Origin of the sequence: Nonomuraea sp. NPDC049684, assembly GCF_044465345.1 — a bacterium.
Taxonomy (GTDB): domain Bacteria; phylum Actinomycetota; class Actinomycetes; order Streptosporangiales; family Streptosporangiaceae; genus Nonomuraea.
In genome coordinates this window covers 107,700-132,522 of the sequence record NZ_JBITLO010000019.1, presented here as the reverse complement: position 1 = coordinate 132,522, position 24,823 = coordinate 107,700, and the positions used below count along the sequence as shown (strand labels likewise).

At 73.0% G+C, this 24,823-nt stretch carries 24 protein-coding genes and 1 pseudogene; 18 read left to right on the top strand and 7 right to left on the bottom strand.

Annotation, left to right across the window (positions count from 1 at the left end):
• Positions 1-10 precede the first annotated feature (10 nt).
• Positions 11-799, top strand: coding sequence for an alpha/beta fold hydrolase (locus ACIBST_RS41920; RefSeq protein WP_397179075.1), 789 nt, complete (start codon positions 11-13; stop codon positions 797-799).
• Between the two features lie 11 nt (positions 800-810).
• Here the strand turns inward: ACIBST_RS41920 and ACIBST_RS41915 are convergent, their stop codons facing one another.
• Positions 811-1,194: a VOC family protein gene (locus tag ACIBST_RS41915; protein ID WP_397179074.1), complete on the bottom strand. Its 384-nt coding sequence runs from the start codon at positions 1,192-1,194 to the stop codon at positions 811-813.
• A gap of 475 nt (positions 1,195-1,669) precedes the next feature.
• Between ACIBST_RS41915 and ACIBST_RS41910 the strand changes: the two genes are divergently transcribed.
• Positions 1,670-2,314 carry a TetR/AcrR family transcriptional regulator gene (locus ACIBST_RS41910; protein ID WP_397179073.1) on the top strand — a complete coding sequence of 215 codons (645 nt, stop codon included), beginning with the start codon at positions 1,670-1,672 and terminating at the stop codon, positions 2,312-2,314.
• A 279-nt stretch (positions 2,315-2,593) separates the two neighbouring features.
• Here the strand turns inward: ACIBST_RS41910 and ACIBST_RS41905 are convergent, their stop codons facing one another.
• Positions 2,594-3,736 (bottom strand): Glu/Leu/Phe/Val dehydrogenase dimerization domain-containing protein, encoded by a 1,143-nt coding sequence (locus ACIBST_RS41905; protein ID WP_397179072.1) that lies wholly within the window; start codon positions 3,734-3,736, stop codon positions 2,594-2,596.
• Positions 3,737-4,145: 409 nt separating this feature from the next.
• Positions 4,146-6,023 (bottom strand): trypsin-like serine peptidase, encoded by a 1,878-nt coding sequence (locus ACIBST_RS41900; RefSeq protein WP_397179071.1) that lies wholly within the window; start codon positions 6,021-6,023, stop codon positions 4,146-4,148.
• A gap of 344 nt (positions 6,024-6,367) precedes the next feature.
• Between ACIBST_RS41900 and ACIBST_RS41895 the strand changes: the two genes are divergently transcribed.
• On the top strand, positions 6,368-7,342 hold the full coding sequence (locus ACIBST_RS41895) for an NAD(P)-dependent alcohol dehydrogenase (RefSeq protein WP_397179070.1): 975 nt from the start codon (positions 6,368-6,370) through the stop codon (positions 7,340-7,342).
• A gap of 1 nt (position 7,343) precedes the next feature.
• Here the strand turns inward: ACIBST_RS41895 and ACIBST_RS41890 are convergent, their stop codons facing one another.
• Positions 7,344-8,072, bottom strand: coding sequence for a ThuA domain-containing protein (locus tag ACIBST_RS41890; RefSeq protein WP_397179069.1), 729 nt, complete (start codon positions 8,070-8,072; stop codon positions 7,344-7,346).
• A gap of 144 nt (positions 8,073-8,216) precedes the next feature.
• Between ACIBST_RS41890 and ACIBST_RS41885 the strand changes: the two genes are divergently transcribed.
• The 3 genes from ACIBST_RS41885 (at position 8,217) to ACIBST_RS41875 (ending at position 11,310) form a co-directional block, all read left to right on the top strand.
• The gene (locus ACIBST_RS41885; protein ID WP_397179068.1) at positions 8,217-9,287 is read left to right on the top strand and encodes a hypothetical protein; all 1,071 of its coding nucleotides are present in this window, start codon (positions 8,217-8,219) and stop codon (positions 9,285-9,287) included.
• 161 nt (positions 9,288-9,448) lie between these two features.
• The gene (gene manA / locus ACIBST_RS41880) at positions 9,449-10,630 is read left to right on the top strand and encodes a mannose-6-phosphate isomerase, class I (protein WP_397179067.1); all 1,182 of its coding nucleotides are present in this window, start codon (positions 9,449-9,451) and stop codon (positions 10,628-10,630) included.
• A 59-nt stretch (positions 10,631-10,689) separates the two neighbouring features.
• The gene (locus tag ACIBST_RS41875) at positions 10,690-11,310 is read left to right on the top strand and encodes a flavin reductase family protein (RefSeq protein ID WP_397179066.1); all 621 of its coding nucleotides are present in this window, start codon (positions 10,690-10,692) and stop codon (positions 11,308-11,310) included.
• Between the two features lie 13 nt (positions 11,311-11,323).
• Here the strand turns inward: ACIBST_RS41875 and ACIBST_RS41870 are convergent, their stop codons facing one another.
• On the bottom strand, positions 11,324-12,019 hold the full coding sequence (locus ACIBST_RS41870) for a hypothetical protein (protein WP_397179065.1): 696 nt from the start codon (positions 12,017-12,019) through the stop codon (positions 11,324-11,326).
• Between the two features lie 266 nt (positions 12,020-12,285).
• Here ACIBST_RS41870 and ACIBST_RS41865 point away from each other — a divergent pair, with 266 nt between their 5' ends.
• From ACIBST_RS41865 to ACIBST_RS41850, 4 genes are all read left to right on the top strand, one after another.
• Positions 12,286-12,777 (top strand): GNAT family N-acetyltransferase, encoded by a 492-nt coding sequence (locus ACIBST_RS41865; protein WP_397179064.1) that lies wholly within the window; start codon positions 12,286-12,288, stop codon positions 12,775-12,777.
• Between the two features lie 171 nt (positions 12,778-12,948).
• Positions 12,949-13,845 (top strand): alpha/beta hydrolase, encoded by an 897-nt coding sequence (locus ACIBST_RS41860; protein WP_352363708.1) that lies wholly within the window; start codon positions 12,949-12,951, stop codon positions 13,843-13,845.
• A 69-nt stretch (positions 13,846-13,914) separates the two neighbouring features.
• Complete coding sequence (locus ACIBST_RS41855) at positions 13,915-14,376, top strand: nuclear transport factor 2 family protein (RefSeq protein ID WP_397179063.1); 462 nt, start codon at positions 13,915-13,917, stop codon at positions 14,374-14,376.
• A 147-nt stretch (positions 14,377-14,523) separates the two neighbouring features.
• Positions 14,524-15,609, top strand: a complete 1,086-nt coding sequence (locus tag ACIBST_RS41850; protein WP_397179062.1) for a hypothetical protein — start codon at positions 14,524-14,526, stop codon at positions 15,607-15,609.
• A 51-nt stretch (positions 15,610-15,660) separates the two neighbouring features.
• On the opposite strand, the pseudogene ACIBST_RS41845 reads toward ACIBST_RS41850, so the two are convergent.
• A pseudogene (locus ACIBST_RS41845) lies at positions 15,661-16,659 on the bottom strand (MFS transporter); the annotation flags it as partial.
• Between the two features lie 12 nt (positions 16,660-16,671).
• Positions 16,672-17,052 carry a MerR family transcriptional regulator gene (locus ACIBST_RS41840; protein WP_352330857.1) on the bottom strand — a complete coding sequence of 127 codons (381 nt, stop codon included), beginning with the start codon at positions 17,050-17,052 and terminating at the stop codon, positions 16,672-16,674.
• Positions 17,053-17,336: 284 nt separating this feature from the next.
• Here ACIBST_RS41840 and ACIBST_RS41835 point away from each other — a divergent pair, with 284 nt between their 5' ends.
• Genes ACIBST_RS41835 through ACIBST_RS41800 form a run of 8 tightly spaced genes read left to right on the top strand, consistent with a single transcriptional unit; the run spans position 17,337 to position 24,819 of the window.
• Complete coding sequence (locus tag ACIBST_RS41835) at positions 17,337-17,582, top strand: hypothetical protein (protein ID WP_387682278.1); 246 nt, start codon at positions 17,337-17,339, stop codon at positions 17,580-17,582.
• Positions 17,579-17,887 (top strand): Nif11-like leader peptide family natural product precursor, encoded by a 309-nt coding sequence (locus ACIBST_RS41830; protein WP_397179061.1) that lies wholly within the window; start codon positions 17,579-17,581, stop codon positions 17,885-17,887. Before ACIBST_RS41835 ends, ACIBST_RS41830 begins: the two co-directional genes overlap by 4 nt.
• A complete protein-coding gene (locus ACIBST_RS41825) occupies positions 17,884-19,413 on the top strand; it encodes a GMC family oxidoreductase (protein WP_397179060.1) in 1,530 nt (509 codons plus the stop codon). Before ACIBST_RS41830 ends, ACIBST_RS41825 begins: the two co-directional genes overlap by 4 nt.
• A gap of 6 nt (positions 19,414-19,419) precedes the next feature.
• Complete coding sequence (locus tag ACIBST_RS41820; RefSeq protein ID WP_397179059.1) at positions 19,420-21,039, top strand: GMC family oxidoreductase; 1,620 nt, start codon at positions 19,420-19,422, stop codon at positions 21,037-21,039.
• Complete coding sequence (locus ACIBST_RS41815) at positions 21,036-21,737, top strand: EthD domain-containing protein (protein WP_397179058.1); 702 nt, start codon at positions 21,036-21,038, stop codon at positions 21,735-21,737. The genes ACIBST_RS41820 and ACIBST_RS41815 overlap by 4 nt, the downstream gene beginning before the upstream one ends.
• Entirely contained in the window at positions 21,734-22,561 is an 828-nt protein-coding gene (locus ACIBST_RS41810; RefSeq protein ID WP_358297542.1) for a type 1 glutamine amidotransferase domain-containing protein, read from the top strand. The genes ACIBST_RS41815 and ACIBST_RS41810 overlap by 4 nt, the downstream gene beginning before the upstream one ends.
• 9 nt (positions 22,562-22,570) lie before the next feature.
• On the top strand, positions 22,571-24,223 hold the full coding sequence (locus tag ACIBST_RS41805) for a thiamine pyrophosphate-binding protein (protein WP_397179057.1): 1,653 nt from the start codon (positions 22,571-22,573) through the stop codon (positions 24,221-24,223).
• Positions 24,220-24,819, top strand: coding sequence for a DJ-1/PfpI family protein (locus ACIBST_RS41800; RefSeq protein ID WP_397179056.1), 600 nt, complete (start codon positions 24,220-24,222; stop codon positions 24,817-24,819). The genes ACIBST_RS41805 and ACIBST_RS41800 overlap by 4 nt, the downstream gene beginning before the upstream one ends.
• The last annotated feature ends 4 nt before the right edge of the window (positions 24,820-24,823 follow it).

The window sequence follows — 24,823 nt, the reverse complement described above, 5'->3', positions numbered from 1 at the left end:
AGGAGACGCCGTGATCAGATTCGGCTATGCCGACACCCCGTTCGGCCAGATCCACCACGCCACGTGCGGCACGGGCGAGCCGGTGCTCCTGCTGCACCAGACCCCCCGCTCATGGGACGAATACCGCGAGGTGCTCCCCCTGCTCGGCCGCACCCGGCGGGCCATCGCCATGGACACGCTCGGCTTCGGCAACTCCGCCCGCCCGCCCGAGCACTCGATCGAGACCTACGCCGCCGGCGTGTTGGCCCTGATGGACGCCCTCGACCTGCCGCGAGCCGCCGTGGCCGGGCACCACACGGGCGGCGTCGTCGCGGTCGAGACGGCGGCGCGCGCGCCCGACCGCGTCACCGCCCTGGTGCTGTCGTCCACGCCGATGGTCGACCCGGAAGGGCGTCGGCGTCGGGCGGGCCATCCCTCCATCGACGCCGTGCGCGAGCAGTCCGACGGCTCCCATCTGGGCGAGTTGTGGAGCCGACGGGCCCCCTACTACCCGTGGCCGCTGCTGACCCGTTTCGTCCGCGACGCGCTGACGGTCCTGCCGGAGGTGGAGCACGGGCACGAGGCGGTGGCCGCGTACCGGATGGAGGAGCGGGTCGGGCTGGTCCGCTGCCCGGTGCTGGTCGTCGGCGCCACCGACGACCCCTTCGCCTTCCCCGAGCTGGAACGCCTGGCCGCCGCCCTTCCCCACAGCACCCAGGCCGTGGTCAAGGGCGGCGTGATCCCGCTGGAGCACCAGGCGGCGGAGTTCGCGGCGCTCGTGGCGGACTTCCTCGACGGCCAGGCCCGCGAGACCGGGTGAGGCGGCCCCGGTCAGGCGGGAGCCACCCACTCGACGAACTGGATGATGATGCCGTTGGGGTCGGTCACCTGGAACAGGCGCTCGCCCCAGGGCTCCTCGCGCAGCGGCATGGTGATCTCGACGCCCGCGTCACGCAGCAGCTTCTCCTGCCCGTCCAGGCCGCCGTCCAGGGTGAAGGCCAGGATGAGGCCGGAGGCGTGCTGGTCGCGCTGCTCCGGCGGCAGGACCTCGATACCGCGGGCGAGCAGCACGATGTCCATCGCGTCGGCGCGGGTGAGCGAGGCGAACCCGTCCGCTGCGACCCGGACGGTGTAGCCCAGGTGCTCGGTGAGGAACGCCTGGGAGGCGGCGACGTCGGCGACGGTGAGCGAGACGGTGGACGTGGTGATCTGCAAGAAGGTCTCCATGAGGGATGAGAACGGCTGAGCGAAACACGATCCGCCGGTTCGAACGCCCCCCGCCATGGACGTGCCGGGCGGGGAGGCAGCGGACGGGTCAGCGGTGACCGTGGTCAGGGGTCAGCGGTGACCGTGGTCAGGGGCGAGGGCGGTCGTTGCGGGGAGGCCGGGGATCAGTGAGCGCGGCGGCGCGGGAGGTTGCGGGTCACTTGCGGGTCCTGCCATCCGCGTGCGCCATGGTCGGCGGACGGTCGGCGGAGTACCCCGCCGGGGAGGGAAGAGCGCTGCGACTTGCGGTCGCGGCCCTCCGACGTCCCAAGGTCGATCTTGAAAGCCGCAGGCGGGAAGAGCTTGAGTTCCAACCAGGTTTCTCCTTTTTCGTTCGTCGGTCGCAAACTTACGACGGACGTAAATATAGTCCGAGTAGCTGAGGTGTGTCAACGTAAAAATACGACGAGGGTAAGATTGCGTCATGGCTCACGAGACCTCGCCCGCACCCGGCCTCCGCGAATCCAAGAAGCAGGAGACCCGGCAGCTCATCTCCGACCACGCCACCAGGCTGTTCATCACCCAGGGGTTCGAGCAGACCACCATCGCCGAGATCGCCACCGCCGCCCGCATCGCCAAGAAGACGGTCACCAACTACTTCCCGCGCAAGGAGGACCTGGCCTTCGACCATCAGGAGGCGTTCACGTCCGCCCTGGCCGACGCCGTCGCCACCCGCGGTCCCGGCGAGTCGGCCCTGTCCGCTCTACGACGTGCCTTCCTGGCCTCGGTCGCGGCCCAGGACCCGGTGGCCGGGTTCTCCGGACCGGAGTTCGCCCGCATGATCGCCGACAGCCCCACCCTGACGTCCTGCCTGCGCGGCCTGCACGACCAGCGCGAACAGCACCTCGCCCAGGCCCTCGCCGAGGCCACGGGAGCCGCGGTCGGCGACATCACCGTCCAGACCGCCGCCGGGCTGCTGGGGACCGTGCACCGGGTGCTGTTCCAGCGCATCCACGAGCTCACTTTGGCGGGCCTGCCCAACGACCGCATCGCCGACACGATCGCCACCGACGCCACCCGCGCCTTCGACCTCCTCGAGCCCGCCCTCTCCACCTACGCCCCCGCCTGAGGTCCGGCCTGCGCGCCAGAAGACCGCCTCCCCAGGGCCGGGGACCGCCGATGGGCTCAGGAGCCGTCTGGATGGGGCGGGCCGGGCAGGAGCTGCTCGGTCGCCGTCGCCACAGTCTTGGGCAGCGGCGCCAAGGTCACAGGCGGCCCGAGCCTCGTGGCGGCCACCCATTCAATCCGTCACCCACTGGGTGGGCGGCGCCCACTCGGGCTCCGTCACTTAGGTCCCGTCACCCACTCAGGAGCCGCCCATGCAAAAGCCGCCGCCACCCAGGAGCCGTCACCCATTCAGGAGCCGCCCCCCCCCCCCCCCCCGCTCAGGGCCGTCACCCGCCCAGAGGCCGCCGCCCGCGCAGAGGCCGTCGCCCGCCCGGGGCGTTCCCGTGTCAGGGGCCAAGGGTGGGGTGGGTGGGGGTTGCCAGGTTGTGAGGAAGGCTTGGGCCAGGGTGCAGGCGCCGGTGTACGGGCCCTCGGCGTGGGACAGGGCGGCGGCGGTGATCTCCGCGACGCGGTTCTCGACCAGGTGGCCGACCTCGTCCGCGGTGGAGACCGTGCCCGCCCGTTCGGCGAGGTAGCCGATCGTGGCCCCCGCGCCGCAGACGAAGTCCGCCAGCGCCACCACGCCCCGCTCCCCCAGCGTCCGCAGCCCCCGGGCGGTGTAGGGGACGTTCGCGGCCGGCGCGACCACGGCGGCCCGCACCGTCGCCGCCCGCCGCGCCGACAGGGCGCCGGTTCGCGCCCCGGGGACCAGCACGTCGGCGGCCACCTCGTACAACGCCTCCGGGGGCAGCACGGGCAGGCCGAGCCGGGTCACGCACGCGTCGCCGTGCTCGGCGCGCAGTTCTTCCAGGGCCGCGACGTCCAGCCCGGCGGGGTCGATGACGCACCCGTGCAGGGTGGACAGGGCGACCAGGCGCGCGCCGCGCCGCGCCGCCTCCCGGACGACGGCGCTGCCCACCTTGCCGAAGCCCTCCACGGCCAGCGTCCGACCGTCCAGGCCGCCGAGGGCCGTCCCGGCGGCCACGACCACGCCCAGCCCGGTCACGACGGTGTCCACCAGCTCGCCGCCGTCCTCCCCGTGCATGATCGAGTCGGGCCGGTACCCGGGCAGCGGCGCGAAGTCCTGCGTCCGCGTGCCGAGGTCCGAGGAGGTGAGGAAGGTGCCCTTCTCGACCAGCGGCGCGATCTCCCGGCAGAAGCGCGCCACCGTGCCCGCCCGGTCGGCCGGCGAGGCCCGCAGCACCGCCTTGGCGCCGCCGATCCGCTCGCCGAGCACGGCCAGCTTGTACGTCATCGCCCGCGCCAGCAGCCCCGCCTCCTCGCGGGTGACGTCCGGCGCTAGCCGGGTGCCGCCCGCGCTGACCGGGCAGTCCAGGTCGAAGGCGATGCAGCCGTCCACCGAGACGAGTTCCATGATCCTCATCCGCGCTCCCGCGTCCGTGCGAACCGTGCCTCCCGCCCAATCTCGACGCCACCGGGCTGCCTGTCCATGGGGCGGCATCGCCCGGAACGCCCTCCGACGCCCGGACGCCTGCCCATCGGACAGCGCCGACCGAAACAGCCGCCCCGAACGACCTCCAGCGCCCGGACGCCAACCCGCCGGACAGCGCCGGCCGAAACGGCCGCCCCGAACGCGCTCCAAGGCCCCGGCATCCCGGTCATGGTCGGCCCTGACCGGGATGTCCGGGCGCCTGTTCGTGGATCAGGGAGCGTTGTAGCCCGAGGCCGGGGAGGGTCATGGCGGCGTTCCAGCCGTCTGTTCGCGGGTCAGGGAGCGTTGTAGCCCGAGGCCGGGGAGGGTCATGGCGGCGTTCCAGCCGTCTGTTCGTGGGTCAGGGAGCGTTGTAGCCCAAGGTGTACGGACCCGTCCCGGAGTAGGAGTGCACCCGGTAGCGGTAGTAGCCGGCCGCGCCGGTGTAGGTGAGCGTCTCGTCGGCTCCCGACCCGGCGCTCTGCGCGACCGTCGCCCACGTGGACCCGTTCCAGCGTTGCAGGTACAGGTCGAAGTCGGCGCCGGACGGGCCGTCCAGGCACGCCTGGTGCGGGCCGGTGACGGTGGTCTGCAGATACCCGCCGTCCGGCTGGTACTGCTCCGCCCCGGAGGCCAGCGTCCCGGACTTGGTGGTCTCGTAGCCGGAGCAGCCGCCCGCGACGGCCACGGACAGGACGAACGCGGCCGTGTGGGTGGCGGCCGGGCCGATGCCGGTGACCGTGATCGTGTAGACGCCGCCGGGCGTCTGCGCGGAGGTGGAGACCGTCATGACGGACGTGCCGCCCGACTGGACGGTGGGCGGCGCGAACGTCACGGCGGCCCCCGCCGGCAGCCCGGAGGCCGCGAACTGCATCTGCTGCGGCCCGCCGCGCGTGACGGACGTGGAGATCGTGCTCGTGGTCGACCCGCCCGGCGTGACGCCGCCGCTCGCGGGCGACAGCGACATCGCGAAGTCGTCGCCGCCGCCGTTGGGCGGGGTGTTGTCGATCAGGCCGGAGATCTCGTTGTAGACCTCGGTGATCCGGGTCCCCCAGTTGGGGCAGCCGCCGAGGTGGTGCAGCGCGATCACCTTGTGGCTGGAGGCGGCGATCACCGGGGAGCCGGAGTTCCCGCCGGAGGTGTCGCAGCGGTAGCCGGTGTTGACGCCCGACGACACCACGTCGATCTTGCAGGCCGCGCCGCCCTGCGTGTCCTCGTACAGGGACAGGCGCTTGGGGAGGGTGTCGCCGTGGCCGGGGATGTAGATGCGCTCGCCCGCCACCGGGGGACGCGGATCGAGGTACAGGGTGCCGAACTGCTGGATCGCGGCGAAGTCGGCGACGCTGAAGAGCGTGTAGTCGAGCGCTTCGAGCGCGCTGGTCTTCAGGAACTGGCCGCCGCCGACCTTCGTCCCGGCGCCGGGGTCGTTGCCGCCGCAGGTGGCGCAGTCGTAGTCGAACTGGAACTCGCTGGCGCTCAGGTCGGCGGCGCTCTCCATGCAGTGGTGGTTGGTCAGCATGCGGTTGGTGTTGCCGACCCGCCAGGCCGTGCAGTAGCCGAGTCCGTTGAGGAGCTGGCGGGCCACGGCGCGGCTGCGGGCGTACTCGGTGGGGTTGCTGTCCTTGTAGCAGACGACGTCCCGCCGCGCGTCGGTGCCGCAGACGCTGAACGTCCGCGGTGTCAGGGCCGCGGCCTCCGCGGTGGTGTAGCCGCGGAAGTACCGGTCGATGCGCACGCCGAAGCCCTGCCGGGCCAGCCGGACGGCGTTGCGCGGCCCGGACGCGTGCAGGGTGACCACCGCCGTGTCGCCGTCCACGGAGAGCGCGGCGAAGCCGGGGACGCCGTGCAGCGTGTACCCGGAGCCGGCCGGATAGCGTCCGCGGGTGGGGTCGCCGTAGTAGGTGTGGGTCTCGCGGCCGTCCGGCGAGGCGACGGTGACGTAGTCGCCGGGCACGAGGGTGAGCGCGGCGAAGTGCACCTTGACGTAGCGGGAGCCGGGCCGGGTGACGCGCGTGCTCCAGCTCCGTCCGGCGGCGCCGTAGGGCAGGGTCAGGTCGGCGAGGACCTCCTCGCCGGCCGGGGAGACCCGGCTGTCGATGTGCGCGCGCAGGGGTGCGTCGGCGGGGGCCTGCGCGACGGCGGGGGTCTGGGCGAGGGCGGGGGCCGGGGTCGCCGGCGCGACGACGGCCAGCGCGGCGATCAACGCCGTGGCCGCCGCTCTCCATCGGGAAGGACTCATGCGGGGGACACCTCCACGTGAGGGGTGACCGAAGCAGGCCGCCGGTCGCCGGGAGCCGGGACCGGTCCGGGCGCGGATCCAGGGTGCGGAGGCCGCGCCGGCCTGAGGCCGGCGGAGCCGGCGAACAGGCGGCCCGCCGTGGTGGGGGGTGGGCAGAGGGTAACTCCGCCTCCCATCCGTACCGTTATCGGTAGCGATACCGATATTTCGGGTTATCGGGTGGAAGGCTCCGGCGTGTCACATCAGGCAGCCCCTCCGAGCCGAGAGATGTACAAAATCATTGACACGATGTCCGCCTTCTTTTACGTTCATCATGTCTACTTTCTTTGACATGGAGACCTGCCTTGAAGGCCATCACCCGGCACGTCTACGGCCCCCCGGCCCTCACCGACCTCGACCGTCCCGCCCCCGGCCCCGGCGAAGCGCTCCTGCGCGTGCACGCCGCCTGCCTCGACCACGGCGTCTGGCACCTCGGCGCCGGGCTGCCCTACCCCGTCCGCCTCGCCACCGGGCTGCGCCGCCCCCGCTCACCCCTCCTCGGCCGCGACGTCGCCGGGACCGTCGAGGCCGTCGGCCCGGGGGTCACCGGCCTGGCGGCCGGCGACGAGGTCTTCGGCGTCTGCGACGGCGCGCTCGCCGAGCACGCCGTCGCCCGCGCGGACCGGCTCGTCCCGAGGCCGGCCGGCCTGTCGGCCGAGGCCGCCGCCGCCGTCCCCACCGGCGGCCTGACCGCGCTCCAGGCGCTGCGCGACCACGCCCGCCTGCGCCCGGGGCAGCGCGTGCTGGTCATCGGCGCGGGCGGCGGGGTGGGGACGTTCGCCGTCCAGCTCGCCAAGGCGCAGGGCGCACACGTCACCGGCGTCTGCGGCCCCGGCAAGGGCGACCTCGTCCGCTCACTCGGCGCGGACGAGGTCGTCGACTACACCCGCCAGGACCCGGCCGCCGGCCCCGGCCGCTACGACGTCGTCCTCGACACCGCGGGCAACCGCCGGCTGCGGGACCTGCGGCGGCTGCTCACCCGCCGGGGCACGCTCGTGATCGTCGGCGGCGAGAACGCCTCCGGCCGCTGGCTGCACGGCACCGGCCGCCAGCTCCGGGCGACGGCGCTGTCGCCGTTCGTCCGGCACACCCTGCGCGCCCCGATCACCAGGACCGACCCGGCGGACCTGCGCCACCTGGCCGGCCTCGCCGCCACAGGGGAGCTCACCCCCGTGGTCGGCAGGACGTTCCCGCTGGCCGGCTTCTCCGACGCGATGGACCACCTGCGGTCCGGCCACGTGACCGGCAAGGTCGTCATCGTCATGCCCGGCCGAAGGTAGGTCACCAGTCGCCCACGGCGACGCGGGTGTTGCGCAGCGGTTCGCCCGCGCCCTCGGCCGGTGCCGCCCACACCACGGCGTTGGCCAGGATCCGCCGCACGCCCGGCTGGTGGAAGACCGGGTAGTTCTGGTCGCCGGGGCTGAAGTAGAAGACGCGTCCCTTGCCGCGCCGGTAGCAGCAGCCGCTGCGGAACACCTCGCCGCCGGAGAAGGAGCTGACGAACACCAGCTCGTCGGGCGCCGGGACGCCGAACGGCTCGCCGTAGGTCTCCTGCTCGGGGATGACCAGCGGCTGGGGCACGCCCGCGGCGATCGGGTGGGCCGGCTCGACCGTCCAGACCAGCTCGCGGTCGGCGCTGTCGCGCCAGTTGACCGTGCAGGTGGTGCCCATGAGGGCGCGGAAGACCTTGGAGTAGTGGCCCGAGTGCAGCACCAGCAGGCCCATCCCGGCCCAGACGCGCTCGCACACCCGCGCCACGACCTCGTCGTCCACCTCCTCGTGCGCCGCGTGCCCCCACCAGGTGAGCACGTCGGTGCCGGCCAGCGTCGCGGCGTCGAGGCCGTGCTCGGGGTCCTGCAAGGTCGCGGTGCGCACGCGCACCCGCTCCCCCAGGTGCTCGCGCAGGCCGGCGGCGACCGCGCCGTGCATGCCCTCGGGGTAGCGGCGGCGCACCTCCTCCTCCCGCTGCTCGTGTACGTTCTCGCCCCAGACGGTCACGTTGATGCTCACGCGCGATGCTCTCCCTCCGGACTGCCGCACCTACCGTCCGGTCCTTACCCGTCCGCCCGCCGGTTCCGCCGCCAGGGGGCGGACGGAAAATGTCTCGCGGGAGGAAGGGCGGTTTGGGTAGGTTCGCCAGTGACCATGGAAGTCATGCGAAGCCGCGCGCCGGACGGCCAGCCCGTCGAGATCGCCTGCGACGAGTCCGGCGCGGAGGGCGAGAAGCTCGTCGGCGGCAACACCGACGTGTTCGCCCACGCCGGCGTCTCCCTCGACGTGACCGCCGCGGCCGAGTGCGTACGCGAGCTGCGCCTCAGGGCGCCCTCCCCGGTCACCGAGTACAAGGCCGGGCACGTGCTGCGCGAGAAGAACCGGGCCACCCTGGTCTGGCTGCTCGGCCCGTCCGGCCCCATCCTCGGACGGGCCCGCGTCCACCTGACCGACAAGGCGTACTTCGCCGTGAGCAAGGTGACCGACCTGCTCACCGGCCACCACTCCAGCCTCGGCCTCGACCAGGACGAACGCTCGGCCGCCCTGGCCGTCACCCTCTACCAGGAGGGCCGCCGCGCCTTCGGCCCCGCCCGCTGGACGGCCTTCCTCGACGCCTTCAACCACCTGCTGCGGGCCAGGAACGGCCGCGGCCCCGAGATCTCCGCCGAGTCGGTCTTCGAGCTGGTCGCCGACCTGCGCACCACCCCCGGCCCGGCCGGCGAGATCATGGACGCTCTGTGGGCCGCCCGGCCGCTCGTGGACGCCTTCACCGCGCGCCTGCTCGACGACCCGCACGTCTTCCCCGCGCTCGACCCGCTGATCCCGGCCATCGCGCACGCGGTCGCCCACTGGGGCGCGGGCGGCCGTCCCGTCTCGGTGGTGCACGACCGGCAGACGACGCTGACCGAGGAGCGCATCGAGCGGCTGCGGCTGCTGCTGGCCCGCCCGGACGGCCCCGCCGGCCCGCTGGTGCTGACCAGCCTGACGCTGGTCGCCTCGCACCTGGACCCCCGCGTCCAGGTGGCCGACATCGTCGCCGGGGTGGCGCGCAAGATCGCATCCGAGGAGCTCAACGGCCGCGGCGACCCCGAGCTGACCGGCCTGCTGCGCCCGTACGTCGACCTCGCGTCGGTCTGGCCGGACGAGCGCAGCCGGGCCGCGCTGATCGCGGGTCAGCCGAGCCAGGCGCGCGCCTCGGCGGCGGCCTCCGGGCCGAGCACCGGCTGGGAGTAGACCTCGATCAGCGTGCGCATCAGCAGGCGCCCGCCCTCCGGCGCGGACAGGCCGAGCGAGCCCCCCGCCGACTCGGCGATGTCGCGGATCGTGGCCCGCTCGAACGGTGCTCCCGGCCCCGGCCGCGCGGGAGCGGCCGCCGGCGACTACGCTCCTGCCCTGTGCCGACGTTCGAACTGCCCCTGCGCCTGGACACCACGATCCGGCCCTACGACTGGGGTTCCGTCACCGCCATGCCCGAGCTGTTCGGCACCGAGCCGACCGGCCGCCCGCAGGCCGAGCTCTGGATGGGCGCCCATCCCGCCGACCCGTCGATCGCCGGAGGCGTGCCCCTCGACCGGCTCATCGCCGGCGACCCCGTCGCCGCACTCGGCGCGCCGGCGGTGGCGAGGTTCGGGCCCGCGCTGCCGTACCTGCTGAAGGTGCTCGCGGTGGCCCGGCCGCTGTCGCTCCAGGTCCACCCCACGATCGCGCAGGCCGAGGCCGGGTTCGCCGCCGAGGAGGCGCGCGGCGTGCCGATCGGCGACCCGGCCCGCACCTACAAGGACCGCTCGCACAAGCCCGAGATGGTCTGCGCGGTCACGCCCTTCCACGGGCTGTGCGGCTTCCGCTCCCCCGTCGTCACCGCCGGGCTGCTCGCCCGGCTCGGCGTGCCGGGCCTGCAGCCCTGGATCGACGCGCTCGCCGTCCGGCCCGCCGGTGAGGCCCTGCGCGCGGTGTTCGCGCAGATGCTCGACGACGCCTCCGCGCCGCTGCGCGCCCAGGTCGAGGACGCCCTCAGTGATAGCTCCGACCCGGACCTGGCGCCGTACGCCGACCTCGCCGCGGCCTGCCCCGGCGACCCGGGAGTCGTGGCCGCGCTGCTGCTCAACCACGTCGACCTGCGGCCCGGCCAGGCCCTCTACCTCGGCGCCGGCGTGCCGCACGCCTACCTGGGCGGCGTCGGCGTGGAGATCATGGCCAGCTCCGACAACGTCCTGCGCTGCGGGCTGACCACCAAGCACGTCGACGCGCCCGAGCTGATGCGGGTGGTCGACTTCACGCCCGCCGAGCCGCACCTGGTCGAGCCCGAGCGTCCGGCCGGCGGCGAGTGGCGCTACGTCCCGCCCGCCCCCGAGTTCGCCCTCACGCGCTACGACCTGGCCGAGGCCACCCCCTTCGAGCTGCCCGCCGGGCTGCCCCGGATCGTGTTGTGCCTGGAGGGCGAGGCCCGCCTGATCCCGGATCGGGGCGAGCTGACGCTGCGGCCGGGCGAGTCGGCGTTCGTCCCGGCCGTCGCGGGCGCCGGCCTGTCCGGCAAGGGCGTGGCGTACGTGGCCCAGCCAGGCGCCTTTACGATGTAGATCAGAACGACGGGGACATTTCGGCCGGCGGTTGAACGTCGCGTTCCTAGGCTCCTGCCATGAACACGGCAACCCTCGGCCACGTCGCCATCGAGCCCAGCATCCTCTACTTCGGCACCCCGGTCGTGCTGCTGAGCACGGAGAACCCCGACGGCTCGGCCAACCTGGCCCCTATGTCGTCGGCCTGGGCGCTCGGCCGGACCGTCGTGCTCGGGCTCGGCGCCGACGGGCAGACCGCGCGCAACCTGGCCGACCGGCCAGAACTGGTCGTCAACCTGCCGGCGCCGCACCTGTGGCCGCAGGTGGAACGGCTCGCGCCGCTCACCGGCCGCGACCCGGTGCCCGACACCAAGGCGGCCGGCTGCCGCTTCGAGCCCGACAAGTTCGGCGCGGCGGGCCTGCGTCCCGAGCCCTCGCAGACCGTGCGGCCGCCGCGCGTGGCCGAGTGCCCCCTCCAGCTCGAGGCGGCCGCGGTGCGGATCTCGCCGAACGAGTCCGCGGACTTCGTCATCGTCGAGGCCGTCGTGCGCAGGGTGCACGCCGACCCGCGGATCGTCGTCCCCGGCACCCAGCACGTGGACCCGTCCGCGTGGAGCCCGCTGCTGTACAACTTCCGCCACTACTTCGGCCTCGGCGAGGAGCTCGGCCACTCCTACCGGTCGCAGACGCCGTCGGCCTGAGCCCCGCGGCGGGTCAGCCGGCCCGCGAGCCGCACCCGGCGTACGACCCGACCGGCGAGGAGACGGCAGGCCGGCCCGGCCCCAGCGCCGAGGCCAGCGCCGACGGCTCCTCCAGCCCGCGCGGCGGCGGCGTCGGACGGTCGGCCGCCACGGTCAGCACGAGCGGCCCGAACCGGCGCCACCACCCGTGCGCCACCCCGCGCCCGCCCGCACGCACGGTCAGCGCGCTCCACCCGTCGCGGGGCCGGCCGCAGCCCAGCGACACCTCCAGCGCCCGGGGGTCGGCGCGGCGCAGCACCTCGGCCGCGCTCTCTTTGGCCGACCACAGCAGGCTGCCCAGCAGCGGGTCGTCGCCGGCGATCCGCTGCTCCTGGCGGGTGAACCGGTCGGCGACGAGCCCCGCGCCGCGCGGCTCGACCCGTTGCAGGTCGCAGCCGACGGCCCCCGGCTCCAGGCCGAGCAGGCACACCGCCCATCCGGCGCGGCTGGTGATCGAGATGCCCACCGGCAGCGGGCGGCCGTCCCGCCACGCCTGCGCCGCGCCGTCGGGGCGGCGCCGCACGTCGGGGTCGCCGGCGGGGCCGGGACAGACCAGGTGCAGCGCCTGACTGACGGTCCAGCGGGCGAGCGGGTGCTCGGCGGGCCGCCCGTCGCCCGTCCGGTCCTCCCCCGCCGGGAGTTGCCCCTCCCCGCGAGCCAGCCACCTCATCGAGCCTCCATTCCGCGCTCCCGCGCTACGGATGACCTCCGGCCGCGGCACGGCGGCCGGGATCGCGTGATCGACCGACCCGGCCGCCACGCCCGGACGGCCGTCTCGCGCAGCTTCTCCGCCCGCACCTCCTCGAACGCCTCGTGCGGCGGCCGACGCGCCGAGCGCCGCCCCGCGTGCGTGCATACCCGTACGTGCCCGCGCTCCGCCGCCGGACACCCGCGGGACCTCTCGACTAGTGTGATCTTGTGACCGGAATTTTCACAGTGTTCCCAGCCTCGCCGGGCGACGGCGAGACGCTGGGAGAGATCCACGCCGAATCCTGGAAGGCCGCCTACGCCGGCTTCTTCTCCCCCGACTTCTTCGACCAGGCCGTGCGACACCGGCGCGGCAAATGGCACGACGTGCTCGCCGAGACCCCGGCGGGCCTGGTGCTGGCCGCGCTCGACGGGCGCCGGCTGGCCTTCTCCTGGTTCGGGCCCTCGCCGTCGCGGGCGGGCGCGGCGGAGATCCTCGGCTTCTACGGCCATCCCGACGGCTGGGGCACCGGCGTGGCCGCCGCCCTGATGACCGACACCCTGCGCCGCATCCGCGACGAGGGCTTCACCGGGGTGCACCTGTGGACGCTGCGCGACACGCCTCAGGCGCGCCGGTTCTACGCCAAGAGCGGCTTCACCGAGTCCGGCGCCGCCCGCACCCACGACTACGGCGACGGCAACCCGGTCGAGCAGGTCGAGTACGAGCTGTCCTTCCCCTGACCGCCGCCGCCTTCCACGCGTGCCGACTTGACAGAGTTCCCCGGCGTATTTCGCGGTGAATACCCCGGCGCGGGCTCTCTCGTTGACCGTCTCCATGGCCCATGGCAACCATTCTTGAGTATGGCCAAGCGGGCACGAGAAACGGTCGAGTGATCGCGTGAGAGGAATGGCATGAGCGCGAATGCTTTGTACGCCGGTCGAGACTGGAAACTCGACCACGACAAGCGAGTCAAGGTCAGCAACGCGGAACTTCGTTACACCGTCGTGGGGCGCGGCGAGCCCGTCCTGTGCATCCACTGCACCTCCATTTCGGACGGTCTCATCACGCCGCTCCTGAAGTACAACCCGGAGCTGCTGGACAAGTACCAGTTCATCAGCTATTACCGCGCCGGTTACAACGGCAGCACGCTGGAGAAGGACAGCCTCAGCATCGAGGAGGGCGCCGAGCACGCCAAGCAGCTCCTCGACCACCTCGGCATCGACAAGGCGCACGTCATGTCGTACTCCTTCGGCGGGGTGATCGGCTTCCAGTTCATGCTCTCCTACCCCGAGCGCACGCACTCGGCGGTGCTGCTGGAGCCGTACCTGCCGCGTGAGGGCGCCGAGGCCGAGAAGGCCAACAACGACGCCGTGATGACGGCCATCGAGCTGGTGCAGAAGGGCGACAAGCTCACCGCCGCCTGCGACTTCATGGCCGCCGTCTGCGGCCCGAGCTACCTCGGCTCGGTGGACATGACCTGCCCCCTCGACGTGTGGGAGCGGGTCGAGGAGTGCGCGGACGTCACGTTCAAGGTCGACTTCCCGGCACTGGGCGGCTGGGGCTTCCGCATGTCCAAGGCCGACCAGCTCGTGCCGGACAAGCCGCGGATGCCGGTGCTGGCCGTGATGGGCCTGGACAGCGAGGCGGCCATGCCCGGCTTCCGGGAGGCCCAGCACTTCCTCATGAACTGGCTGCCCCAGGCCGAGCGCTGCGGCATCGTCGGCGCCACCCACGGCCTGCAGATCATGAACCCGAGGGCGGTCGGCGAAGGCGTCTCGGCCTTCCTCGCCAAGCACCCGATGCAGTAGCACCCGAGGCAGCACCCCCGAGGCAGTACCTCCCGACGCAGTACCCCCCGAGGCAGTGAGAGGAGAGCGATGTCGGATCTGACGGCTGAGCGACTGGCGGCGGCACACCAGGCGCTGCGGTCCGGCGACCGCGAGCGCGCGCTGGAGTACTGGCACCCCGACGTGCGGTTCCAGTCCCCCGGCAACCACCCGTACGCCGGATGGCACGACGGCCTGGACGCCTTCATGGGCTTCATCAAGACCTGGCAGCGGCTGGCCGGCGGCACCCTGCGCATGGAGCAGATCGCCTGCCTGGTCAACCCGGTGGACGGCTACACCATCGACGTCAACCGGTGCACCGCCGTGCGCAAGCGCACCGGCTCGGACGGCACCTCCTTCTACGAGCACCTGCAGATGGAGGGTGTGGACCTGATGCGGTGGGAGAACGGCCGCGTCGTGGAGGGCCGCGGCGGCATCTTCGGCGACGGGACCGCCAACTTCAGCTCGTTCTTCGGCCCGATCGGCCCCGACGGGGTCAGATCCGACGACTGAGCGGGCGGATCCCGGGCGGGCCGGTCGGTACCGGCCCGCTTTCTCGTGCCCGGAGCCCGTCCCGGCCGTCCTGCGTGCCCCCCTTTCCCGCAGGAACGCGCCCGCACTCGTGCCCTTGTTCGCAGGAACGCGCCCACAGGAGAAGACATGACCCGTTTCCGTGGCGTCCTCCGCGCCTCCGCCGCCGCCCTGGCCGTCACCGCCGCGCTGGCGGCGGCGACCCCGGCCCAGGCGCTGCTTGCCCCGTCCTTCCGGGCCGTGGACCCGCCCGGCGACCCCACCACCCTCTGGAACGTCGACGTGCTGGACGCCGCCCACGCCTACGCCGTCGGCTGGCGCGGCTACGACGGCTCGCCGGACACCTCCGTGCTGCGCTGGGACGGCACGTCCTGGACCAGGCTGCCGCTCACCGCCGGCTACGACGTGCCCAGCCCGTGCTGCGTCGCGGCCGTCGCGCCGGACCAGGTGTACGTCACCGGCAGCAGGACCATCGCCGACGTCTCCTGGCCGCGCTCGGCGTACTGGAACGGCTCGGCCTGGTCGGAGATCCCGCCCCCGCCCGGCTGGACGCCCCCGCTGCCCGGCGACGAGTGGACCGGCCCGATCGCCGCCACCAAGGACGGCTCGCTCTGGTCGATCAGGTACAGGAACACCGGCGGCACCGACATCCTGCGCCTGCGCCAGGGCTCCTGGACGGTCTACCCGCGCACCGAGAACCTGGGCCTGCTGCGCGCCGTCGACGGCGGCGACCAGATCGTCTTCGCCGCCGAGAACGGCGTCGTCCTGTGGGACGGCACGGCCCTGCGCTCGCTGGGCAGGCCGGGGCTCAGCCCCCGGGGCGTGTACGTCGAGGGCCCCGACAGGATCTGGGTCAGCGGCTACCAGCCCCGTACCAACCGGCCCGCCACCCCGGCGATCGCCCGCTACGACGGCGCCCGCTGGACCGTCTCGGCGCTGCCCGGCGACCCGGGCAACGGCTCGGCGAGCCTCAGCGGCGACGGCGCGGGCCACCTGATCCTCCCGACCGGCGGCGGCACCACCGCACCCGCCTACCTGTACTTCGACGGCGCCTCGTGGACCCGGGTCAGCGGCCCGGCCCGCCCGTCTGCCGGGTACGCCGGCGCGTACGCGGTGGACCGCGTGCCCGGCACGTCCACGATCCTGTCGGTGGGCGGCGCCAACGTGACCAGCCTGACCGGGTTCGCGATCAGCGAGCTGATCGGCCCCCGCTGAGCGGGCGGCGCGGACCGCGCGGGCGGGGAGTGGCGGCCGGCCCCTCCCCGCTCACGCGCGCCCGCCGGCGCCGGTGACGCGACCGGCGCGGATCGCCGCGACGAGCGTGCCGGCCAGCAGCAGCGCCGAGGTGACCGTCAGGACCAAACCCAGCCGGTGCAGCCCCTCGTCGGTGGCGCGCTCGCCGTAGGTCACGCTGATGAGCAGCGCCGAGCAGATGGCCCCGGCGTACTGCGAGGTGCGCAGCAGGCCGGCGGCCATGCCGATCTGGCCGGGCGGCGCCTGGGCGTACATGGCGGCCTGGTTGCCGACGATGTTGAGCCCGTTCTGCACCCCGAAGACCATGCTGAGCAGACACAACGACAGGATGGACGCGCCGCCGTCGAGCGCCGGCAGCCAGGCGCAGCCCGCCAGCAGGGCCGCGGCGCCGGCCGGCAACATCCAGCGCGCCCAGCCCGACGCGCCGTCGGCGCGCGCGGCCAGTCCCGAGACCACCGCGCCCACGGCCGAGGTGGGCGTCAGCAGCAGCCCGGCGACCGCCGCCGTCAAGCCTCTGCCCTGCTCCAGCCACTGCGTCCAGCCGTACAGGAAGCCGTAGGTGGCCATGAAGGTCACCGCGTTGCGCAGGTAGGTGACCAGCAGCGGCCGGTTGCCGGCCAGGTCGCGCAGGCTGCCGCCGCCGCCTGCGCCGGAGCGCTCGTACGGCTCGTCGCGCGGCAGCCACAGCAGCGCCGAGACCACCCCGGCCACGGCCATCGGCAGGTTGACCAGGAAGATCCAGCGCCAGCCGCCGAGCGCGTCGAGCAGCCCGCCGAGCGGCGGCCCGAGCACCATGCTGACCTGCCCTGCCATGGCCAGCGCGCCCATCACCGAGGCGGGCGCGGCGCCGCCGGACCGCTGCGACCTGCGGCGGACCATGCTCATGGCGGCCGGGTAGGCGGCCGAGGTGCCCAGGCCGATCACCACGCGGGCGGCCACGAGCAGGCCGAGGGTCGGCGCCCAGTAGCCGAGCAGCCCGCCGGCCGCGACCGTGACCAGCCCGGCCAGGTAGACGCGGCGCGGTCACAGCTGGTACTTCTCCTCTAGCTTCTCGTAGATGTCGATCTTGTAGTCGATGGCGGCCAGGTCGTCCTTGAGCTGGTCGATGCGCTTGGCCACCTCCTCGCGGTGGGTGAGCAGGATCTGCTTGCGCTCGGCGGTGGTGCTCTCGCCGGCGCGGACCAGCTCGGCGTAGCGGCGGACGTCGGCGATGGACATCCCGGTGCCGCGCAGCCTGGTCAGGAAGCGGATCCAGGCCAGATCACGTTCGGTGTAGCGGCGGTGCCCGTTGCCGCCGCGCGGCGGCGTCTCCCGCATCAGGCCGGCTTTCTCGTAATAGCGCAGCGCGTGGGCGCTGAGGCCGGTCTCGGCTGCGACTTCCGCGATCGTCAGGCTCTGACTCATACCGATCATTGTCGCCCTTCGAGCGCGATCCAAGTCAAGTGCATTCGCTGGAATTCCGGTGAATGCGGCTTCGGACTTGACGGAATGGGATCGGCTACCTCCATACCGCCCGGTCACCGCCAGGCGGCGCGTTGACGCGTTTTCCGGCGGCTGAACATGATTCATCCGTAGCGCCGGACGAAATGGTGGTGCCAATGGCGAAGAGCGAATTCGTGAGATTCCTCGGCGACCTCCGGGAGAATCCGCAAAGACGCGCTGAGTATAGCGCGAGAAATCTCAGTCAATTGTTGTTCCACGCCTCCGACGAGGGCTTCCGGTTCACCGCCGAGGAGCTGGTGTCGGTGGTCGGGGCCCTGGAGATCGAGGTCATCGTCGCCAAGGACGGCGAGTCCGTCGACGGCGGCAGCACGCTCTGGCGGCACATGTGGGGCAGGCGTTACCTGGACTACCTGCTCGATCACGTGGTGGCCAGGTTCGGCGAGGAGGAGCTGCGCGGGTTCGCGGCCGACGAGAGGCGGCCGGTGGCATGAGCGGGACGAATCTGATCGCGTTCCTGCGCCTGGCGGGCTCGCGCCCCGACGTGCTGGAGTCGCTGAAGGCCAAGAGCAAGGCGGAGGTCATCGCCGCCGCGGCCGGGCACGGGCTGCCGTTCTCCGAGGCCGACTTCAACGGCGTGGTGTGGGAGCTGGAGGAGCGCCTGGCCGACCTGCGCGGCGACGCCTTCGACGCCACCTTCCCGCTCTGGCGGACGATGTGGGGGCAGCACTACCTGGAGTTCCTGGTCGGCGACCTGCTGCCCGCGCTGGAGCGGGCCCGGCTGCTGGAGCCGTCGTGAGCGCCTACGACTACATCGTGGTGGGCGCGGGCAGCGCCGGGTGCGTCCTGGCCAGGCGGCTGCTGGACGCGCTGGGCTGCCGGGTGCTGCTGCTGGAGGCCGGCGGCCCGGACGACGCCGAGTGCGTGCACCGGACCGACGTCCCGTCGATGACGTCGATGTGGGGCTCGCCGGAGTTCGTGTGGGACTACGCCAGCACCCCGCAGCGGGAGCTGGGCGGCCGGGTGGTGCCCATCCCGCAGGGCCGCGTGACGGGCGGCGGCAGCTCGGTCAACGCCATGATGTACGTGCGGGGCAACCGCCGCGACTTCGACGGCTGGGCCGCGCTGGGCAACGACGGCTGGTCCTACGACGAGGTGCTGCCCTACTTCAGGCGCTCGGAGGACTACCCGGGCGGCTCGCCTGAGTACCGGGGCGGCGGCGGCCCGCTGAAGGTCGTGGACTACGGCTCGCCGTCGGACGCCTCGCGCGCGTTCGTCCGGGCGGCGATCGCCCGCGGCCGCGCCGACGGCACGGGCGACTACAACGGCCCGCGCCAGGAGGGCCTGGCCTTCTTCTACCAGTCCACCCGGGACAAGGACGGCCGCCGGTCCAGCACGTCGGAGGCGTTCCTGGCGCCGGTGCTCGGCGAGCCGGGTCTCACGCTGGAGACCGGCGCCGTCGTCACCCGCCTCACGTTCGAGGGCGGCCGGGCCGCCGGCGTGGAGTACGTCAAGGACGGCCGTGCGCAGCGGGCCACGGCCGCGCAGGAGGTCGTCGTGGCCTGCGGCGCGCTGGGCTCGCCGGCGCTGCTGTTGCGCTCGGGCCTCGGCCCGGCCGCGCACCTGCGCGAGCACGGCGTCGAGGTGGTCGCCGACCTGCCGGGCGTGGGCGGCAACCTGCAGGACCACGTGCTGTTCGGCATCGGCTACGAGAGCCTGCGCGAGCTGCCCTTCCCCGAGCTGCTGGCCGAGGCGGGGCTGTTCACCAACGTCCTGGGCGGCGACGGGCCGGACCTGCAGTTCTTCTTCGGCCCGGTGCAGTTCATCGACGACCGGTACAGGACGGACGGCCCGGGGTTCACCTTCGCGCCGATCCTGCTGCAGCCGCAGAGCAGGGGCGAGGTGCGGCTGCGCCCCGGCGACCCGCTGCGTCCGCTGATCGACCCGCACTACCTGGAGGCCGCCGCGGATCTGCGGCTGCTGACCGAGGCCGTCGTCCTGGCCAGGGAGCTGGTCTCGGACGCGGCCTTCGACTCCCTGCGCGGGCGGGAGCTGGCCCCCGGCCCCGGCGTGACGAGCCAGGCCGCCCTGGCCGAGTACGTGCGGGCCAGCGCCTCGACCGTGTGGCACCCGGCCGGCACCTGCCGGATGGGCCGCGACGACGAGGCGGTCGTCGAGCCCGACCTGCGGGTCCGTGGCGTGGACGGGCTGCGCGTGGCCGACGCCTCGGTCATGCCGGTCATCACCCGGGGCAACACCAACGCGGCCACGATCATGATCGCCGAGAAGGCCGCCGACCTGGTCGCCGCATCGGCGCGGAGGTGAGCTGAGATGACACAGAGCTTCGACTTCGTCGTCGTCGGCGGCGGCACGGCCGGGTCGGTCATCGCCGCCCGGCTGAGCGAGCTGCCCGGGGCCAGCGTGCTGGTCCTGGAGGCGGGCGACACGAAGGTCACGGACGCGGTCGAGGACCCGAGCCGGTGGAACGAGGTGCTGCTGACCGAGCTGGACTGGGCGTACATGAGCGAGCCGCAGCCGGGGCTCGGCGGGCGCCAGGTCTACTCGGCGGCGGGCCGCGGCCTGGGCGGGACGTCGAACGTCTACCACATGATCCACACGCGTGGCCGTCCGGCGGACTTCGACGCCTGGGCCTACGACGGCTGCCCCGGCTGGTCCTTCGCCGACGTCCTGCCCTACTTCCAGCGCCTGGAGGGCCAGCGGGACGCGACCAACCCCACGGCGGGCCACGACGGCCCCATCAAGATCGTCAACGCCCGGGACATGGGCAACCCGGTCTCCCAGACGTTCGTGGACGCCTGCGTGGAGCTGGGCTACCCGCAGGTCGAGGACTTCAACGCCGACAGCTTCGGGGTGAGCTGGCACCACGTCGACATCGACATGGACATCGACGCCGGCAAGGGCACCCGCTGCGGGGTGCGCGCCTCCTACCTGGAGCCGGCGCTGGAGCGGCTGAGCGTCGAGGTGGGGGCGCTGGCCACCCGGCTGCTGTTCGAGGGCGAGCGCTGCGTGGGCGTGGAGTACCTCAAGGGCGGCGAGCTGCGGACCGTCCGGGCCGCGCACGAGGTGATCGTCAGCGCGGGCGCGATCCAGTCGCCCAAGCTGCTGCAGCTGTCCGGCATCGGCGAGGCCGGGGCGCTGGCCGCGCTCGGCATCCCGGTGGTCGCCGACCTGCCCGGCGTGGGGGCCAACTTCCACGACCACCCGCTGGTCATCGGCCCGATCGGGTACATGGAGGAGGCCGCGCCCGACCCGCGCGGGCAGGTCACCGAGGTCGGCCTGTTCTGGGGGTCGGAGCCGGGGCTGCCGGTGCCCGACATGGAGATCTGCCTGGTGCACCGGGCGCCGTTCGGCGACCAGTTCTTCGCCAACGTCATCAAGCGGGTGGAGACCGGGCAGCCGCTGACGCCGGTGCGCGAGCTGGTCGACCCGAAGATCGTGCTCACCCTGCCGGGGCTGGTCCGCCCGCTGTCACGGGGCAGCGTACGGCTGGCCGGCACCGACCCGACGGCCTACCCGCGGGTCAGCGCGAACTACTTCGCCGAGCGCTCGGACCTGGAGCGCACGGTGACGATGGTGCAGATCGCCCGCGACATCTACGCCAGCTCGGCCTTCCGGCGCGACTGGGGGCTGACCGAGGTCGCCCCCGGCCCGGACGTGCGCACCCGGGAGCAGCTCACCGCCTGGGTGACGGAGAACGTCGGCTCCTACTACCACTTCGCCGGCTCCTGCAAGATGGGCTCCGACAGCCTGGCCGTGGTGGACACCCGGCTGCGGGTGCGCGGCGTCGAGGGGCTGCGCGTCGCCGACGCCTCGATCATGCCGACGATCGTCTCGGCCAACCCCCACACCACCACCGTGATGATCGGCGAGCGCGCGGCCGAGTTCGTCGCGGCGGACTTCCTCCCGGCCCGACAGGAGGCCACCCGATGATCCACCAGTTCATCTTCGGCGCCCCCAAGCCCGGCTTCACCGTCCAGCAGTTCCAGGACTACTGGGTGAACGTGCACGCGGTGAAGTACGCGAGCAAGATCAAGCAGATCAGGCAGTACCTGGTCGACACCCGCATCCCCTTCGACGGCGACGTGGGCCGGCCGGCGCTGCCGCACCAGGGCATCGCCGAGATCTGGCTGGCCGGCGCCGAGGAGCAGCTCGCCTCGCTGCAGAGCGAGGAGTTCCTCCAGGGCGCCCGGCTGGACGAGCCCAACTGGGCGGCGTTCTGGTCGACGATCGTGGTCGACACCATCGCCCACGAGCTGGTGCCCGGCCCCAGGCCGCGGCCGGACAGCTGGGTGAAGGTCACCACGCTGATCAAGCGGCGGCCCGGTATGCCGCTGGACACCTACCGCAAGCAGTCCCTGGAGTCCTACGCCGCCGCGGTGGCCGGGCTGCCGGGCCTGCGCAGGCACCTGCACTGCCACACCGTGGACGGCGCGTACACCTTCGGCGAGGCCGGCTTCGACGCCGTGGACCAGCTCTGGTTCGACGACGTGGACGCGCTGCGCGCCGCGCTGGCCTCGGCCCACCACGCCCGCCGGGTCAAGCCGGAGCTGGAGGCGATCGCCGACCCGGCCCACGTGTTCTCCATGACCTGCAAGGAAAACTGGATCATTCCCGGGGAGTCGGCATGACCAAGCGCGTTCTCGTGATCCTCTCGGAGTTCGGCTACTGGGGGGAGGAGCTCGTCGGCCCGCTGTCGGCCTTCGACGAGCGCGGCTACGACGTCGTGTTCGCCACGCCGACCGGCAAGCAGCCGCACGCCCTGCCGCCCAGCATGGACCCCGACTACGTCGACCCGCCGCTCGGCCGCTCGGTCACCACGCCCGAGGTGGCCAAGCTGACCCGCGACCTGGACGAGTCGGGCCGCCTGGCCAACCCGCTCAACCTGTCGGCCTGGGCGCCCGAGCGTCCCTACACCAGCAGCCCCGACTACCTGCGCCGGCTGGAGTCCTACCACCGGGCGGTGGCCAAGCTGGAGGCCGAGCTGGTGCCCTACGACGCGGTGCTGATCGTGGGCGGCAGCGGGCCGATCGTGGACCTGGCCAACAACGAGCGGGTGCACGAGATCGTGCTGGCGTTCGTGCGGGCGGGCAAGCCGGTGGCCGCCGAGTGCTACGGCGTGGCCTGCCTGGCCTTCGCCCGCGACTGGGAGGACCGCAAGAGCATCATCTGGGGCAAGCACGTCACCGGCCACTGCAAGGAGTACGACTACAAGGACGGCACCGGGTTCCTCGGCGTGCCCGACTTCAACATGGGGCCGCCGCCGTACCCGCTGGAGTACATCCTGCGGGACGCCACCGGGCCGCAGGGCCGCTACATCGGCAACTTCGGCAGGGAGACCTCGGTCATCGTGGACTTCCCGTTCGTCACCGGACGCTCCACGCCCGACTCGTTCCTGACCGGGCAGAAGATCGTCGAAGTGCTCGAGGGCGGCCTGCGCCGCTTCGGCTGGTGATGGCGGGCCATGGCCAGGGACGGCAACACCGCGATCATCGAGCAGTTCCTCAGCGACGGCATCACGTACATGTTCGGCAACCCGGGGACGGTCGAGCAGGGCTTCCTCGACGCGCTGGAGGGCTTCGAGGACTTCCACTACATCCTCACCCTGCAGGAGACGGTGGCGGCCGGCATCGCCGACGGCTACGCCCGTGCCACGGGCGGCCCCGCGCTGCTGCAGCTCCACAGCGGCGTGGGGCTGGGCAACGCGATCGGCATGCTGTACCAGGCCAAGCGGGGGCACTCCCCGCTGGTGGTGGTCGCCGGTGAGGCCGGGGTCGGCTACGACGCGATGGACGCCCAGATGGCCGCCGATCTCGTGGCCATGGCCCGGCCCGTCACCAAGCACGCCATGCGCGTGATCGACCCGGGCTCGGTGCTGCGGGTGCTGCGCCGGGCGGTCAAGCTGGCGATGACGCCGCCGCGCGGCCCGGTGTTCGTGGCGCTCCCGCTCGACGTGCTGGACCAGCCCAACCACGAGCCGGTCCAGCCGTCGGTGGTGCCGCACTCGGCCGCGCTGCCCGCCCCGGAGCTGGTCCGCCGGGCCGCCGAGCTGCTGTCCGGCGCCCGGTCGCCGATCATCCTGGCCGGCGACGGCGTGTCGGTCTCCGGCGCGCAGGCGGAGCTGACCCGGGTGGCCGAGCAGCTCGGCGCGGACGTGTGGGGCGTGGAGTTCTCCGAGGCGAACATGGACGGCCGCCACCCGCTCTTCCGTGGCCAGCTCGGCCACATGTTCGGCCAGGTCAGCGCGGACGCCGTCAAGGACGCCGACGCCGTGCTGGTGGTGGGCACGTACCTGTTCCCCGAGGTGTTCCCGTCGCTGAGCAGCCCGTTCGGCAAGGACGCGCGGATCGTGCACATCGACCTGGACTCGTACGAGATCGCCAAGAACCACCCGGTCACGCTGGGCCTGGTGGCCGACCCCCGGCTCACGCTGGCGGCGCTGTCGGCGGAGCTGGAGGGCACGCTGAGCCGGGCCGACCGGCAGGCGGCGGCGGCCCGGCTGGCCCGGCGGACGGCCGCGCAGCAGCAGCGGGTCGGCCCGGCGCCGGCCGAGGACTCGATACTCGACGCGTTCATGCGCGAGCTGGCGGCGCGGACCCCCGAGGACGTGATCGTCTTCGACGAGGGGCTGACCGCCTCCGGCGTGATCGGCTCCTACTTCCCGCCGCGCGGGCCGGGGAGCTGGTTCCTGACCCGCGGCGGCTCGCTCGGCGTGGGCATCCCGGGGGCGATCGGCGCCAAGCTCGCCCACCCGGACCGCACGGTGATCGGCTTCACCGGCGACGGCGGCAGCATGTACACCTTCCAGGCGCTGGCCACCGCCGTCCGGTACGACATCGCCGCCAAGTTCGTGATCTGCAACAACCACAGCTACCGGCTGCTGGACAACAACATCGAGGAGTACTGGCGCGGCCGGGGCATCCCCGGTCACCGCTTTCCTCGTTCCTTCGACCTCTCCCATCCCGACCTCCAGTTCACCGACCTGGCCAGAGGCTGCGGCGTGGACGGGCTGCGGGTGGAGAAGGCCGACCAGATCGAGGAGGCCGTCGAGCGGCTGCTCGGCCACGACGGCCCCTTCCTCATCGACCTCGTCACCGAACCGGGGAGGCCATTGTGAGCGGCATCGAGCCACGGGCCGGCGCGGCGCTGAACGGCCGCAAGGTCGCCGTCCTGATGGAGAGCGACTACGTCGAGCCGGAGATCTTCTACTACGAGCGGCGCTTCGCCGAGGCCGGCGCCGAGGTGCACTTCATGACCCGCCTGTGGGGGCAGCCGTCGATCACCTTCACCGGCCACGAGTGGCGGGTGCCGTTCACCGTGGACCGCGGGTTCGAGGGCATCAGCGACCGTGAGCTGCGCTCCTACGCCGCGGTGATCGTGCCCTCGGGGATCGTCTCGGACCGGCTGCGCTACACCGACGACGTCAACCGGCTGGCGCCGGCCACCGCGTTCGTGCGGCGGGCGCTGGAGGAGCCGTCGATCATCACGGGCGTGATCTGCCACGGCCTGTGGCTGATGGCCGCCGCCCCCGAGACGATGCGCGGGCGCAAGGTCGTCGCGCACAACAACCTCGTGGGCGACGTGCGGAACATGGGCGCCGAGTACGTGGACCAGGACGTGGTCATCGACGGCAACCTGATCACCGGGCGCAGCGTGTACCACTGCCATCTGTTCGCCCACACCATCATCGGCCAGCTCGCCGAGACGCTGTAGGAGC